At 38.2% G+C, this 13,796-nt stretch carries 12 protein-coding genes; 6 read left to right on the forward strand and 6 right to left on the reverse strand.

Features of this window, described 5'->3' with window-relative positions:
• Positions 1–103: 103 nt before the first annotated feature.
• Positions 104–1,723, reverse strand: a complete 1,620-nt coding sequence (locus HF078_RS05110) for an ABC-F family ATP-binding cassette domain-containing protein (protein WP_148989988.1) — start codon at positions 1,721–1,723, stop codon at positions 104–106.
• Between the two features lie 138 nt (positions 1,724–1,861).
• Positions 1,862–2,314 carry a cupredoxin domain-containing protein gene (locus HF078_RS05115; RefSeq protein WP_169290162.1) on the reverse strand — a complete coding sequence of 151 codons (453 nt, stop codon included), beginning with the start codon at positions 2,312–2,314 and terminating at the stop codon, positions 1,862–1,864.
• A gap of 157 nt (positions 2,315–2,471) precedes the next feature.
• Between HF078_RS05115 and HF078_RS05120 the strand changes: the two genes are divergently transcribed.
• Positions 2,472–3,458: a DUF3231 family protein gene (locus tag HF078_RS05120; protein WP_169290163.1), complete on the forward strand. Its 987-nt coding sequence runs from the start codon at positions 2,472–2,474 to the stop codon at positions 3,456–3,458.
• Positions 3,459–3,492: 34 nt separating this feature from the next.
• Here the strand turns inward: HF078_RS05120 and HF078_RS05125 are convergent, their stop codons facing one another.
• Together HF078_RS05125 and adh are read right to left on the reverse strand one after the other, a co-directional pair.
• Positions 3,493–3,822, reverse strand: coding sequence for a DUF779 domain-containing protein (locus HF078_RS05125; RefSeq protein ID WP_169290164.1), 330 nt, complete (start codon positions 3,820–3,822; stop codon positions 3,493–3,495).
• 1 nt (position 3,823) lies between these two features.
• Positions 3,824–5,344, reverse strand: coding sequence for an aldehyde dehydrogenase (adh, locus tag HF078_RS05130; protein ID WP_169290165.1), 1,521 nt, complete (start codon positions 5,342–5,344; stop codon positions 3,824–3,826).
• Positions 5,345–5,647: 303 nt separating this feature from the next.
• Here adh and recQ point away from each other — a divergent pair, with 303 nt between their 5' ends.
• Together recQ and HF078_RS05140 are read left to right on the forward strand one after the other, a co-directional pair.
• Positions 5,648–7,792: a DNA helicase RecQ gene (gene recQ / locus HF078_RS05135; protein WP_169290166.1), complete on the forward strand. Its 2,145-nt coding sequence runs from the start codon at positions 5,648–5,650 to the stop codon at positions 7,790–7,792.
• 66 nt (positions 7,793–7,858) lie between these two features.
• A complete protein-coding gene (locus HF078_RS05140) occupies positions 7,859–8,131 on the forward strand; it encodes a hypothetical protein (protein WP_169290167.1) in 273 nt (90 codons plus the stop codon).
• A gap of 41 nt (positions 8,132–8,172) precedes the next feature.
• Here the strand turns inward: HF078_RS05140 and HF078_RS05145 are convergent, their stop codons facing one another.
• The gene (locus HF078_RS05145; protein ID WP_169290168.1) at positions 8,173–9,702 is read right to left on the reverse strand and encodes a hypothetical protein; all 1,530 of its coding nucleotides are present in this window, start codon (positions 9,700–9,702) and stop codon (positions 8,173–8,175) included.
• 238 nt (positions 9,703–9,940) lie between these two features.
• On the opposite strand from HF078_RS05145, the gene msrA reads away from it, so the two are divergent.
• From msrA to HF078_RS05160, 3 genes are read left to right on the forward strand one after another with little or no spacing between them, the layout of a single operon-like run.
• Positions 9,941–10,486, forward strand: coding sequence for a peptide-methionine (S)-S-oxide reductase MsrA (gene msrA, locus HF078_RS05150; protein ID WP_169290169.1), 546 nt, complete (start codon positions 9,941–9,943; stop codon positions 10,484–10,486).
• Between the two features lie 48 nt (positions 10,487–10,534).
• Complete coding sequence (locus tag HF078_RS05155) at positions 10,535–11,725, forward strand: DHH family phosphoesterase (protein WP_169290170.1); 1,191 nt, start codon at positions 10,535–10,537, stop codon at positions 11,723–11,725.
• Between the two features lie 26 nt (positions 11,726–11,751).
• On the forward strand, positions 11,752–12,144 hold the full coding sequence (locus HF078_RS05160; RefSeq protein ID WP_169290171.1) for a VOC family protein: 393 nt from the start codon (positions 11,752–11,754) through the stop codon (positions 12,142–12,144).
• A gap of 584 nt (positions 12,145–12,728) precedes the next feature.
• Here HF078_RS05160 and HF078_RS05165 read toward each other — a convergent pair.
• Positions 12,729–13,796, reverse strand: a complete 1,068-nt coding sequence (locus HF078_RS05165) for a DUF3900 domain-containing protein (protein WP_169290172.1) — start codon at positions 13,794–13,796, stop codon at positions 12,729–12,731.

Genomic DNA, 13,796 nt, shown 5'->3' on the forward strand with positions numbered 1-13,796 from the left:
ATCATTATATAGTTAAAAAGCGAATAATACTAATACGAAATAATGCCAAGAAGGTTTCAGAATTTGAAAAAAGCCCTTTTATTCTAAAGGGCCTTTAACAATTTTAGGAATGAAGATCAGCTAACTGCTGTTGTACACTTGCATCCTCTAAATATTCATCATACGTCATTTGTTTATCAACCATACCTTTCGGTGTGATTTCAATAATTCTATTTGCAATCGTTTCGATGAACTGGTGATCATGAGACGTGAAAATAATGGAACCTTTAAAATTAATTAATCCATTATTAAGAGCTGTAATAGATTCAAGGTCCAAGTGGTTCGTAGGGTCATCAAGCAATAGTACGTTTGATCCTGAAAGCATCATTTTTGAAAGCATACAACGTACTTTTTCCCCTCCAGATAGAACACTTGCCTTTTTCATTACTTCTTCTCCAGAGAATAGCATTCTACCGAGGAAACCTCGCAGGAAGCTCTCAGTCTGGTCATTAGGAGAGTACTGACGCAACCAATCTACAAGGTTCATGTCTACGCCTTCGAAATACTTTGAGTTGTCTCTTGGGAAATATGCCTGTGTAGTCGTGATTCCCCATTTGAAGGTTCCACTATCAGGTTCCATTTCACCAGAGATAATTTTTAAAAGGGTGGTATTAGCAATTTCATTTCCACCCACAAGGGCAATTTTATCATCCTTGTTCATAATGAAACTTACATTATCTAGTACTTTCTCGCCATCGATCGTTTTAGTCAAACCTTCTACACGTAAAAGGTCATTTCCGATTTCGCGTTCCGGTGTGAAATTCACATAAGGATAACGACGGGATGAAGGCTTTATGTCATCCAAAGAAATCTTATCTAAAAGCTTTTTACGGGATGTAGCCTGTTTAGATTTAGATGCATTTGCACTGAATCGTGCAATAAAGGCTTGAAGCTCTTTAATTTTTTCTTCTTTTTTACGGTTCACATCAGATGCCATCCTTGCCGCAAGCTGACTGGACTCATACCAGAAGTCATAGTTACCAACATAGATTTGAATTTTTCCGTAATCTAAGTCAGCAATATGCGTACAAACTTTATTTAAGAAGTGACGGTCATGGGATACAACAATGACTGTATTCTCAAAGTTGATAAGGAACTCTTCTAACCATTGAATCGCTTTAATGTCCAAGTGGTTGGTAGGCTCATCGAGTAATAGTACATCTGGCTTACCAAAAAGAGCTTGTGCCAATAGTACTTTTACCTTTTCGCCACCAGTGATGTCGGCCATTTTCTTTGTATGAAGATCTTCAGAAATTCCTAAACCTTTTAAAAGGATTGCTGCTTCTGATTCGGCTTCCCAACCATTTAATTCAGCAAATTCGCCTTCAAGCTCTGCAGCTCTCATACCATCTTCATCTGAAAAGTCTTCTTTCATATAAATAGCATCTTTTTCCTGCATCACTTCATAAAGACGACTATGTCCCATGATTACCACTTTAAGAACTTCGTGTTCTTCATATTCAAAGTGATTCTGCTTCAGGATAGCCATACGCTCATCCTTATTCATGTGTACGTCGCCAGTTTGAGCTTCTACTTCACCGGACAAGATTTTCAAGAAAGTAGATTTACCGGCACCATTAGCTCCTATTAACCCGTAACAGTTTCCAGGGGTGAATTTTATATTAACATCTTCAAATAACTTTCGATCGCCATAACGTAGACCAATATTCGTAACTGTAAGCATGTAATTAGTTTCCTCCAAAATTAATGTCGTTGAAATTATACCATTAAATGAGGACGTTGCAAAAGATTCATTTACGATAGAAGCATTAATTATGTAAATAAAAATGACCAGTCTCCATCTTGACTGGTCATTTTGTATTTAATAGACGTAAATATAAGCCACCATTGGAGGACTATGGTGCCCGTTATGGTGTGAATGGGTGGAACAGATTAGTTTATATACTCCGGCTTCATCAAATCGCACATCAATTAGTGTTTCTTCGCCTTTCTTAATTACCCCGTTAATATCTGTTCCTTCAATTGAAAACGGATGTTCACTGCCATTTACCCCAAAAATACTTAATGTTATATCTTTCCCTTTTGGTACGGTAATCGTACCAGGATCAAAACGGTATGCTTCTATTTCCGTACCATCATCCAATTTCGTCTTAAATTCAGAAGTAATCATATTAAATACCAATTTTTCTTCTTCAGATGGTTTGCCAGTGGTCGGAACTACCCCTTTATTTACCACATACCATCCGCCTAATCCAGCGATTATACAAAGTACAATCGTAAGAAGAAAGCTTTTCTTTATGACAAAGTACCTCATCAAAACCTCACCCTTTCTTTTGCTTGTCTTTTACTTAAATGTGTATGCAAGGAAAGGGAGAGGGTTGTCTACATTTTTATAAAAGTAATGATAATTTTAATAACAATGATTTTTGGCGGATATACTAAAAAAATAATCATGGGAGGGGCAAGTCTAAATGGACAAGCAGTTGTCATCGTCTGAAATAGGTAATCTTTGGATGACGTTTCAACAAAAAACGATGCTGGCACGACTTTTAGAGCATTTTCTTGCGAACAAACAAAATGAAGAAGTTCACAATTTAGTACAAACTTATTACGAACATGAAATAAATTTTATAAATGAACTAACAGAACTCTTTAAGCGAGAAAATATTGTGGTACCTGTAGGGTATGTCGAAAGTGACGTAAAACCGTCAACGAAGCCATTGTATGACCAGTATTTTGATGCACTTTTCCTAAGAGTGATGATGAAATTAACAATTGGTTTTAACGCTTTGAATGTCAGCATGTCTTATCGACAAGACATCACCCAATTATATAAAAGATTTTTGGATGTATCGCAAAATACATATAACGACTCGACTCAATTCTTATTGAAAGATGGGGTTCTTACTCGTCCACCGATGATTCCGATGCCTGAAAAAGTGGAGTTTGTAAAAGGGGAAAGCTATATGACGGGCTTTAATATCTTCAGTGAAAAGAGACCGTTAAATGCAATTGAACTTTCGCTTTTATATCAGGGTATTGAAACCAATGTACTGGGGTTTCAGTTGTTAAAAGGGTTTGAACAGGTTACCGAGGACAAAGAAGTGAAGAAATACTTTGAAAGAGGAAAAGATTTGGCGAAACAAATTATTGATACTTTCAGCGAAATACTTTTAAAAAGTGATATACAGCCCCCAATAGTTGCTTGGGGTAATCCAACCTTGTCAACGGAATCGCCTTATTCTGAGAAGCTTATGATGTACCTGACGAACTTGCTCAGTAGCTTCGGGCTTACAAGTAATGCCCTTGGTACATCATTCAGTCTCCGTTCGGATTTACCGGCAAAGATGACATTGATTGCTAAAGACATTTTTGATTATGCAAAAGATGGAGGACAGTTAATGATTAAGAATGGCTGGATGGAAGAACCACCGCAGTCATTAAAAAGCACAAAATAAAAAGACGAAGGCGTCCATATGCGGACGCCTTTCGTCATTTTGGAAAAACTTTTGATCTAGTCAAAAAACGTACACCTTCTGGACCCTCCAAGGAAAACATTCCACCCCTTCCAGGAACGACATCAATAATGAGTTGGGTATGTTTCCAATACTCATATTGCTTTTTATTCATATAGAAGGGAGCGCCGCCTATTTCCCCAAGAAGTACATCAGAATCGCCAATCAAAAAGTCTTCCTTTGGATAGCACATTGGGGAACTGCCGTCGCAGCAACCCCCAGATTGATGGAATAGTACAGGTCCATGTTTGCCTACAAGCTTTTCAATTAATTCAAGGGCAGCTTCGGTAGCCAGTACTTTTTCCATCTTAAAAGAATCCTAATTTTTTCGGACTGTAGCTTACTAAAAGATTCTTCGTCTGCTGGTAGTGGGATAGCATCATTTTATGGTTTTCACGGCCGATTCCACTCATTTTATATCCACCAAATGCCGCATTGGCAGGGTATGCGTGGTAGCAGTTTGTCCATACGCGACCGGCTTCAATTTGGCGGCCGAAACGATATGCAGTGTTTACGTCTCTTGTCCAAATTCCTGCACCAAGTCCATAAAGAGTGTTATTTGCAATTTCCAATGCTTCTTCAGCGGTTTTAAAGGTGGTGACAGATACAACAGGACCAAAGATTTCTTCCTGGAAAATTCTCATTTTGTTATCACCTTTAAAAACAGTTGGTTTTACATAATAACCATTTGCTAGGTCGCCTTCAAGCATATTTCGTTCTCCGCCTGCAAGTAGTTCGGCACCTTCTTCTTTCCCAATTTCGAGATAAGAAAGGATTTTTTCTAACTGCTCAGAAGAGGCTTGTGCTCCTATCATCGTCTCCGTATCAAGTGGATTACCTTGTTTGATTTGAGAAACCCGTTCAAGTGCACGCTCCATAAACTTATCATAAATTGATTCATGAATGAGGGCACGGGAAGGGCATGTACATACTTCTCCTTGGTTAAGTGCAAACATAACAAAGCCTTCCACTGCTTTATCAAAGAAATCATCATCATGAGCCAACACGTCTTCAAAGAAAATGTTCGGGGATTTCCCACCTAGCTCAAGCGTTACCGGAATGATGTTTTGAGAAGCATATTGCATGATAAGACGTCCTGTTGTCGTTTCTCCTGTAAAAGCAATTTTTGCTATTCTGTCACTGGATGCTAATGGTTTCCCAGCTTCCACACCAAATCCATTGACGATGTTTAACACACCAGGAGGTAAAAGGTCTGAAATTAGTTCAGTTAAAACCATGATGGAAGCAGGTGTCTGCTCAGCAGGTTTTAATACTACACAGTTACCTGCAGCCAAGGCAGGAGCAAGCTTCCAAGTGGCCATCAATAAAGGAAAATTCCATGGGATAATTTGACCGACCACCCCTAATGGTTCATGGAAGTGGTAAGCGATTGTATCATTATCGATTTCTCCAAGCGAGCCTTCTTGAGCTCTAATACAACCTGCAAAATATCTAAAGTGATCAACCGCAAGAGGGAGATCAGCTGCCATCGTCTCTCGAACCGGCTTTCCGTTCTCCCATGTTTCCGCAACTGCTAGCATCTCCAAGTTTTCTTCCATGCGATCTGCAATTTTATTAAGAATGTTGGCTCTTTCAGCTACCGAGGTTTGACCCCAAGCTGATTTTGCTTTATGTGCGGCATCCAATGCCAATTCAATGTCTTCTGCAGTGGAACGGGCAACTTCACAAAAGACCTGACCTGTAACGGGAGTGACATTTTCAAAATATTCACCTTTAACTGGAGCGACCCATTCGCCACCAATATAGTTGTCATACCGGTTTTTAAAAGAAACTTTTGAATCTTTCTCACCTGGATTAGCATAAATCATTTGAAAATTCCTCCTCATAATAGATTAATAGGTTGTGAACTAGACTTATTTATGTAAGCGTATTCAAAAGAATAAAAAAAAGAGAGGTTAGACAACCTATTGTATAATGAATTTTAAACATTCTGATAATAAAATGCAAGAGAAAAGGTTTTTCCAGCCAACAATGATGGTCAGGCTCTATTTCACTTTGGTTGCAGGTCATCCATCATTCAGTTAAAATGATATGGAAACTTAAAATACTCCTTCATTTACCTATCCCCAATTACCTTCTAAACCTTTTCCCATTTAAAAACGAGGTGTACTATGTACGAACAAGGAAAAATTATTTTAAAAAAATACTTTGGTTATGAAGATTTTAGGCCTGGCCAGAAAAAAATTGTTGAAAGTATTGTAAACAAGTCAAATACATTAGGAGTCATGCCCACAGGAGGCGGGAAGTCCATTTGTTATCAAGTGCCAGCACTGTTGGAAAGTGGACTGACTATTGTTATCTCACCTTTAATTTCTTTAATGAAAGATCAAGTGGATTCCTTGATTAATATTGGGGTAGAGGCAACCTATATTAATAGTTCATTGAACGCTGGAGAAATAAGAGAAAGAGTTCAAAAGGTGGAACAAGGGCAAATTAAACTGTTATACCTTGCACCAGAAAGACTGGATTCTTACGATTTCCAATCTATCTTATCTCATGTTGAGGTTTCAATCGTTGCAATTGATGAAGCACATTGTATGTCCCAATGGGGGCATGATTTTAGGCCAAGTTATCGTGAAGTGGGTACCTTTATTAAAAGGATACCAGGAAACCCAGTCATAACTGCGTTTACAGCAACTGCAACAGAACAAGTTATCGAAGACATCCAAACGATGCTTGGAATAACAACAAATCATACATATGTAACCGGTTTTTCACGAGATAACCTGACATTTTCCGTTTTGAGAGGACAAAATAAGGACACTTTTTTGGAAAAATTCCTAAAAGCGAACAAGGGAGAATCGGGGATAATCTATGCAACTACCAGAAAAGAGGTAGATCAAATTTTTTCTTCATTCACCAAAAAGGGTTACAAAATTGGCAAGTATCATGCAGGACTATCTGAAGAAGAAAGAAAGGATTATCAAGATGACTTTCTCCATGATCGACTCAAACTGATGGTTGCCACTAATGCATTTGGGATGGGAATCGATAAGTCTAATGTTCGATTTGTCATTCATTACAACATGCCGAAAAATGTTGAATCTTACTATCAAGAGGCTGGAAGGGCAGGAAGGGATGGAGAGGAAAGCGAATGCATCCTCTTGTTTAATGCGAGGGATATACAAATTCAGAAGTTTCTGATTGAGGAAAGTATTCGCTCACCAGAACGCAAAATGCAAGAATATAAGAAACTTCAAGCAATGATGGATTACTGTTATACCCAACGTTGCCTGCAATGTTATATCGTACAATACTTCGGTGAAGATTCAGAACAAGTTTGCGGTAAATGCAGTAATTGTTCCACCGATTTCGTAGAGCAAGATATTACCCTAGAGGCACAGAAGATATTTAGTTGCGTCCATAGAATGAACGAAAGATTTGGAGCACTTCTTGTAGCAAAAGTTTTAAAGGGGTCAAAAGATAAGCGTATACAGCAATTCCGCTTTGATAGCTTGCCAACTTACGGGTTAATGAATTCCTATACGGAAAAACAATTGGTCGATCTGATCAATATACTGATTGCAGAAGGTTACTTAATACTGACGGAGGGGCAATATCCAGTCGTAAGATTAGGTGCGCGCGCCGTTCCAGTTCTAAAAGGGCAGGAAAAGGTACTCTTTAAAGTGAAAGAGCAAGTGAGAGCTGTCGTTGAGGACAATGAATTGTTTGATAGGTTGAGAGAGTTACGTAGAAACTTATCAAAAGAAGAGGGGGTACCTCCCTATGTTATTTTTTCCGATAGCACTTTAAGAGAAATGTGTGAGGTCCTTCCAAGAGATGAAACGGCCATGCTAGAAATCAAAGGGGTAGGATCGTTAAAGTTTGAGAAGTATGGGACTTTATTTTTGAGTGAGATAGGTGAGTTTGTTGGTAGTGAAACCTCTGCTAAATTAAATACATCCACTAAAAAAGATTCTATTAAGCCTAACAAGCCCTCTATTCCAATGAACCTAGGAGAATCCAGTCATATGTTTACTTATAGGCTTCTGCAAGAAGGCCTGACTTTTAAAGAAATAGCCAAGGAACGGGGTATGAGTCTAATCACAGTTCAAAACCATCTTTTTAAATGTGCAAGTGATGAGGGTATGGAGGTTGATTGGGATTCTTTTATTCCAGAGGAGTTTGAGGAGGAAATAATTAGAGTTATTGAGGAAGTTGGAACTGAAAAACTGAAGCCCATCAAGGAGAATTTACCTGATGCGGTTGATTATTTAGCAATAAAAGCGGTAATGGCCAAGCATGACATAATATAATGTTTAGTTTTTCTCTTGTCGGGAATATCATGGTTATAGATAAATCCATTAAACAGGAGGCGTAATATGATGAATGCTCGTGGAGTGAAGAAACCTTTAATCGTGGCAGGAGCTGCAAGCCTCACCGGTGCAGGACTATTAGTTTATAAACCGTATAGAGAGAAGATTGTGCAATACTCTAAAAAAGTTAAAAATAAATTAGTACCTTTAAAATTCAGAAAGACCGACTTACCAATTGAAAAGGCAGGGAACCCAGACCCTGAAGATATTCAAGATAATAGCATGGTCAGTGAGGGAGCCCAATATTCAGTAGAGTATTATAATAAGAAAATGCAATAACAAAAGGCGTTCGGTGCAATCCGAACGCCTTTTTATACAATTTAAACAAAGAAGATAGCGTAAGCTACACCAATAACACCTATTAACGCTAAGGTATACACAGGTTTTATTGGCATTTCACCATTGTTCTCCATAGCTTTCCCGAACATGAAGAATACAAGTGGATGAACTAGGAATGGCATAGAGAAGATGAAAGGAATTAAAGCGGCAGCATCAGCTCCAAACATCTCTCCTTGTATTGCGGCAAACAATCCAAAATGTGAAATGGCTGAAGATTGTGCCATGGCAGCATAGTCAATAGACATGGTACTTAGGCTCAATAAAGCCAATCCACCAAAAACTGCACACATTTGCCAACCAAATGAGAACTGCATTAATGCCTTTACTTCTTTTTTGTCTTCTCCATTAGCTTTTCTTAAGTTAACCAATGCGAGAATAGTCAATCCTAATCCAAGAGCTACAATTACCATGGAGGGCAATACCCAAAGGCTACCTCTCTCAGCACTTATTGCAAGTACGGAGAAAACAAAAATATGACCGAAAAACGGAATGTTAATCATAATTGGAGCACGTTGTGCAGCAGTTTTCCCGAAGTCTCCAGCTGTACATGCGCCAGTTAATCCTGAATGTGATAAAGAACCAGCCATACCAGGTGCAAGGTTTCTTGTGTTGGTGTTCTTTGCAAAAAACATGATTAATGCAATTCCACCAAACATCCAAAACAATTGCCCAAAGAATCCATAGGCCAATACCGCATTCATGCCATCAATGGCAAAGGCGTCCCCAATTCGAGATCCACCTACTAAAAAGTTGGCAGCTAATACAACCGGGATACCTGCAACTAATAATGCTCGAATGGTCGGTCCAAAACTCCAATTATAGAAAACAGCTCCTAAAGCAGCCGCAATCATCATCGCAAAGAAAATTTGAGGCAATGCAATCAACGGCTTTATCCACATCGCGATATGATAAGAAACCACAAGTAACAGGATAATTGCTAATGTTTCAACAATCCCTTTTTTCATGTATTGTTTCTTATTCTGAAGCTTAGCTTTGTTATCAATAAAAAGAATGGATCCGATAATACCAATGTAAGCAATCAACGGATAAACATTATCAAAACTTTGAGTACCATCTGAAAGGATCATCCGAGTGATTCCTTCTAGTCCAAATAATAGGAAGAATGCACGGACGATAAAGAAAAACTGTGTTCGTGAAGTTCCAAGAAAAGATTCTTCATCAGAAGGTACAACACTGTCCTCCACATCCAAGTCTTTGTTACCTAAAATCTTTCGTAGTTCCTGACCACCCACAAAAAAGGATACGGTCAATGCAATAATAGTTGTTCTTGCCATAAGGTCAACAAAGGGGTACTCTACTAATCCTGGAGTTGCAACCCCTGTATCTACAAGTAAGTAGCCCATACCCAGTCCAAGGATTACGATAATAAGGATCGGGGAAAATCTTGTACCTGCTACAACCATCCTTGATACCAACACTATAGGTATAAGGAAGAAAAGTATCAGCCAAAACTGATTGATCAATTCTATATTTGAAAATTGTTCTACCATCTTTCTGATCAGACTCCTATCGTTCATTTATTCACAAAGAATTATCGTACAATACTCTATGAAAAGTGTAAATCATTGTAAACGCCATCATTAAAATGTTTAACTATTGAAATAATAAGTGGTGCTTTATAATTTTATTATGTAAACTATTAATAGGTAAATGAGCGTTGTTATTGTAACAATAAGATAGTTAGTGTAAAATTCCATCAAACACATATAAAACAGGAGGAAACAACATATGACAACGAACAAAACGGAATTAGCTACCTTTGCCGGAGGTTGCTTTTGGTGTATGGTAAAACCTTTTGATGAGTTACCTGGAATTGAGAACGTAGTTTCCGGTTATACAGGAGGTAGCGTCGCCAATCCTACATATGAAGAAATAAAAAAAGGAAATACAGGTCATTACGAAGCTGTCCAAATAGAATTTAATCCAGATATCTTTCCATACGAAAATTTATTGGAATTGTATTGGCCACAAATAGACCCTACAGATGATGAAGGTCAATTTTTTGATAGAGGAAGTCAGTATCGTACAGCAATCTTTTATCATAATGAAAAACAGCTAAAACTTGCAGAGAAAACAAAAAATGATTTAGAAACAAGCGGAAGATATAAAAAACCAATTGTAACTGGGATTAAACCAGCTACGCCATTCTATGTAGCAGAAGAATATCATCAGAAATTTTATAAGAAAAATCCTGAAAAATATAAACAAGAACGTGAAGAATCAGGTAGAGATGCTCATATAAAAGAGCATTGGGGTGAAGAATATACAAAGTAAGTGAGGGTGTGAAAGACTTACCCACCAAGAAGAAAAGGGGGACTACCATTGATTCATCTTTTTACACACAATGATTTAGACGGGGTAGGCTGCGGGATTTTAGCCAAGCTTGCGTTTGATGAGAAGGTAAAGGTTCATTATAATTCAGTCGGCAGTTTAAATTATCAGGTTGCGGAATTTATGGAAGAAGCAACTCCGCGCCATCAAATATACATAACTGATTTATCGGTCAATGAAGAGAACGCCAAAAAGCTCGATCAGTTTGCAAAACAACAAGAAGGCTTTGTTCAGTTTATCGATCATCATAAGACTGCCATTCATCTAAATGAATATAGCTGGGCTTCTGTTACTGTCGAATATGAGGATGGCAGACTGACAAGTGCCACTTCTTTATTTTATGAATATCTGTTAGAAAAAGGTTTCATAGCCCAGTCTGAACTATTAGATGAAGTAGTGGAATTAATACGACAATATGATACGTGGGAATGGGATCGAAATAAGAATACAAAGGCAAAAAGATTAAACGATCTTTTGTATATGATTTCCATTGAAGACTTTGAAGAGAGAATGCTTCAGAAGTTAAAAAGTACAGCCCAGTTCGATTTCGATGACTTTGAAACACAAATTCTAGATATGGAAGAACAAAAGCTAGAAAGATATTTGCGTAAAAAACGAAGAGAAATTGTTCAAAAGCCTGTCGATGACAAGTGGGTAGGAATTGTTCACGCTGAATCTTTTCTATCAGAACTTGGAAATGTTTTGGGGAAGGAAAACCCCCATTTGGACTATATAGCAATGATAAATATGGGAAGCAAGCGGATTAGCTTACGCACCATACATGATGATGTGGATGTTTCACAAGTGGCAGGGAAATTTGATGGAGGTGGCCATGCGAAAGCTTCTGGTTGCAGTTTAACTGAACAAGCGTACAAGCTTTTTGTAGCGGAGGCATTCCCGTTAGATTCTCTAAAACAAGACGCTCGCCACAACGTTTTTAATGTTAAAGAGTCATCTAATGGCGTATTGTATGATTCAAAGGAAAAAGGATCATTGTTTCTATTACCGAAAGAAGACGGCACATGGAAGGTGGAAAACAAGGAAAAGTTTCTGGATACTTCCTTTTCTTCTTTTCAAGAAGCGGAAACGTTTATTAAAAGGAAGTATGCAGCATGGTTGGTGAAAGACGAGGAATATGTCAATTTCCTAGTTGAAAACATAAGAAGGTTAAAGGCAAACTAAAGGTAAGCTATGGGGAGAGATAGGTTATGGCAATTAAAAGATTAGAACATGTTGGAATCATGGTTAAAGATATTCAGACATCCATAGAGTTTTATACAAACGTGGTCGGATTTTCATTAAAGGGGCAGATAGATCATCCAAATGGTGAGATAAAGCTTGCATTTCTAGGGTTTAATGAAAGTGAAGAAACGGAATTAGAGCTGATCCAAGGCTACAATGACAATCTACCTGTAGAAGGTAAAGTTCACCATATAGCATTAACGGTAGATGATGTAGAGGCAGAACATGATAGGTTGAAAAGTTTGGGAGTCACTTTTATTGAACAGGAAATCACCACGTTGCCAAATGGAGCAAGATATATCTTTTTTGCAGGTCCAGACGGTGAATGGATTGAATTGTTTGAAACACCGGTAAAATAAAGAGAAGGCAGGGAGTAATTTCCCAGCCTTCTTTTTTTTAAAAAGGAAAGTATAAAAACTATTGATTTCCGTTCCAGCCGCTTCGCTTACCTGCGAGCTTCTACGCGCCATTCACTCCAATCAACAAGGTGACTACGTTCAACTTAAGGTCAATAAATTTAACTAACCGAATTTGATAATTCAATAACGTTTATTTAACCTTTTTTCTAGCTGTGGATTGGAGCAAATGGCGAAGACTCCAGCGGGGGAGAAACGGTAGGTTGAGACCCCGCAACGAAGTGAGGAGGCTCAAACACCGTCCTGCGGAAAGAGAAGCCAGTTGTGGAAAGTAACAGCGTCTATTACCCAAACAACTGATGTTTTTTAGGTTTAAAAAAGAACGTGTCGTTCCTTATTTCCTATCAATTGGTTTTCCTTTAGCTCGTGAGCTTTTTAACATATGTGTATATGTAAAGCCAAGACAAATGATTCCGGTGATAGAACAAGCATACCGAATGATGGACATCCAATCCATGAGTGTCACCCCTAAAAGGTATTTGTTCTTATTCTCTCAAAGGGTGTAAAAATTATGCTTGACCTAAGTTTTAAGAGCTATATTTTTTATTCAAACGCTCTAATATCATCGTCAATTCACTCGGCTTTAGCATTTCAACTGGTGATACATTCTTTTCAAATTGAAGAAAATCCCCCTCAAGGAGGACCACATAACGGTTATTAATTTTAGCTATATGGACATTTTCACCAAAATCCGCCAGCAAACCTTTAACAGAGATATGATCTAGCTTGAATTTCAGTTCTATGTCGGGTGTCTGTTCAATGATAGAGGAGGATGCTTCTATCACTTGCTCGTCAGACCAACGTTCCTGAAGTTCGCGTTTAGGTGAAGTGGCCCAAGCTTCCATCGCCTGCTCTACTTTTTCTTTTTCTTCGCTTTCATCTTGATAGGTCTCGGAAATTTCTTGATGAACCATCCCCATCACTTGGTTCTTAATGATTTCTGGCATCGACTCACCATACTCTACATACTTCAAGAAATCCTCAAAGTAACGGGAATGAGAGGACTGGTGAATCTTTAATTCTCCATCCTCTACCATCCCATCCTCTACCATAAAAGGATACTGGATAGACTTCATATTTTTAGTAGTGATTGCCATCTGGACATTATGGATTAGCGTCTGTTCGTCTGTGATGGAAGCAACCTTTTGTTCAAAATCACACTTTAAAATAAACACAAAGGGTTCATCAAAATATTTATTCAATTTAGCTCTTGTGATAATAAGAACGCCTCCACGTACAGCAGTTGTATCTGTATAGGTGGTCGCTATTTCATCAGCAGCGGCGGAAAATGCCTCTAAGCTTTCAGCCTGTTTAATCCGATTAAATTGATTATAGTTGGGGTTTGAGCCAAGGTCGTATCCTGGTTCCACGATAAATCTCCCAATCTTCGTGGGTACTTGTTCATTTTTAGGATGACGATCTACCTTCCTTTTCGTGATTTTCATCAGTTCCCCATCTAGGAAAGGTTTTAGTGCGCTTTCTTCATATGTATTTTCATCCAACACTGCCATAGGTTTATATTGTTTCTTGGCATTATCTCCACTACCTTCTACTTCTATTAGGTAGAAGGCTAATGATTTTATATCAAAATCCAT

The organism is Bacillus sp. RO2, from assembly GCF_012911845.1.
In the GTDB taxonomy this organism is placed as follows: domain Bacteria; phylum Bacillota; class Bacilli; order Bacillales; family Bacillaceae_I; genus Sutcliffiella_A.

Coding starts and splice junctions, on each gene's coding strand:
- HF078_RS05110 (WP_148989988.1), bottom strand. CDS start 1,723: ATGCTTACAGTTACGAATATTGGTCTACGTTATGGCGATCGAAAGTTA.
- HF078_RS05115 (WP_169290162.1), bottom strand. CDS start 2,314: ATGAGGTACTTTGTCATAAAGAAAAGCTTTCTTCTTACGATTGTACTT.
- HF078_RS05120 (WP_169290163.1), top strand. CDS start 2,472: ATGGACAAGCAGTTGTCATCGTCTGAAATAGGTAATCTTTGGATGACG.
- HF078_RS05125 (WP_169290164.1), bottom strand. CDS start 3,822: ATGGAAAAAGTACTGGCTACCGAAGCTGCCCTTGAATTAATTGAAAAG.
- adh (WP_169290165.1), bottom strand. CDS start 5,344: ATGATTTATGCTAATCCAGGTGAGAAAGATTCAAAAGTTTCTTTTAAA.
- recQ (WP_169290166.1), top strand. CDS start 5,648: ATGTACGAACAAGGAAAAATTATTTTAAAAAAATACTTTGGTTATGAA.
- HF078_RS05140 (WP_169290167.1), top strand. CDS start 7,859: ATGATGAATGCTCGTGGAGTGAAGAAACCTTTAATCGTGGCAGGAGCT.
- HF078_RS05145 (WP_169290168.1), bottom strand. CDS start 9,702: ATGGTAGAACAATTTTCAAATATAGAATTGATCAATCAGTTTTGGCTG.
- msrA (WP_169290169.1), top strand. CDS start 9,941: ATGACAACGAACAAAACGGAATTAGCTACCTTTGCCGGAGGTTGCTTT.
- HF078_RS05160 (WP_169290171.1), top strand. CDS start 11,752: ATGGCAATTAAAAGATTAGAACATGTTGGAATCATGGTTAAAGATATT.
- HF078_RS05165 (WP_169290172.1), bottom strand. CDS start 13,796: ATGGATTTTGATATAAAATCATTAGCCTTCTACCTAATAGAAGTAGAA.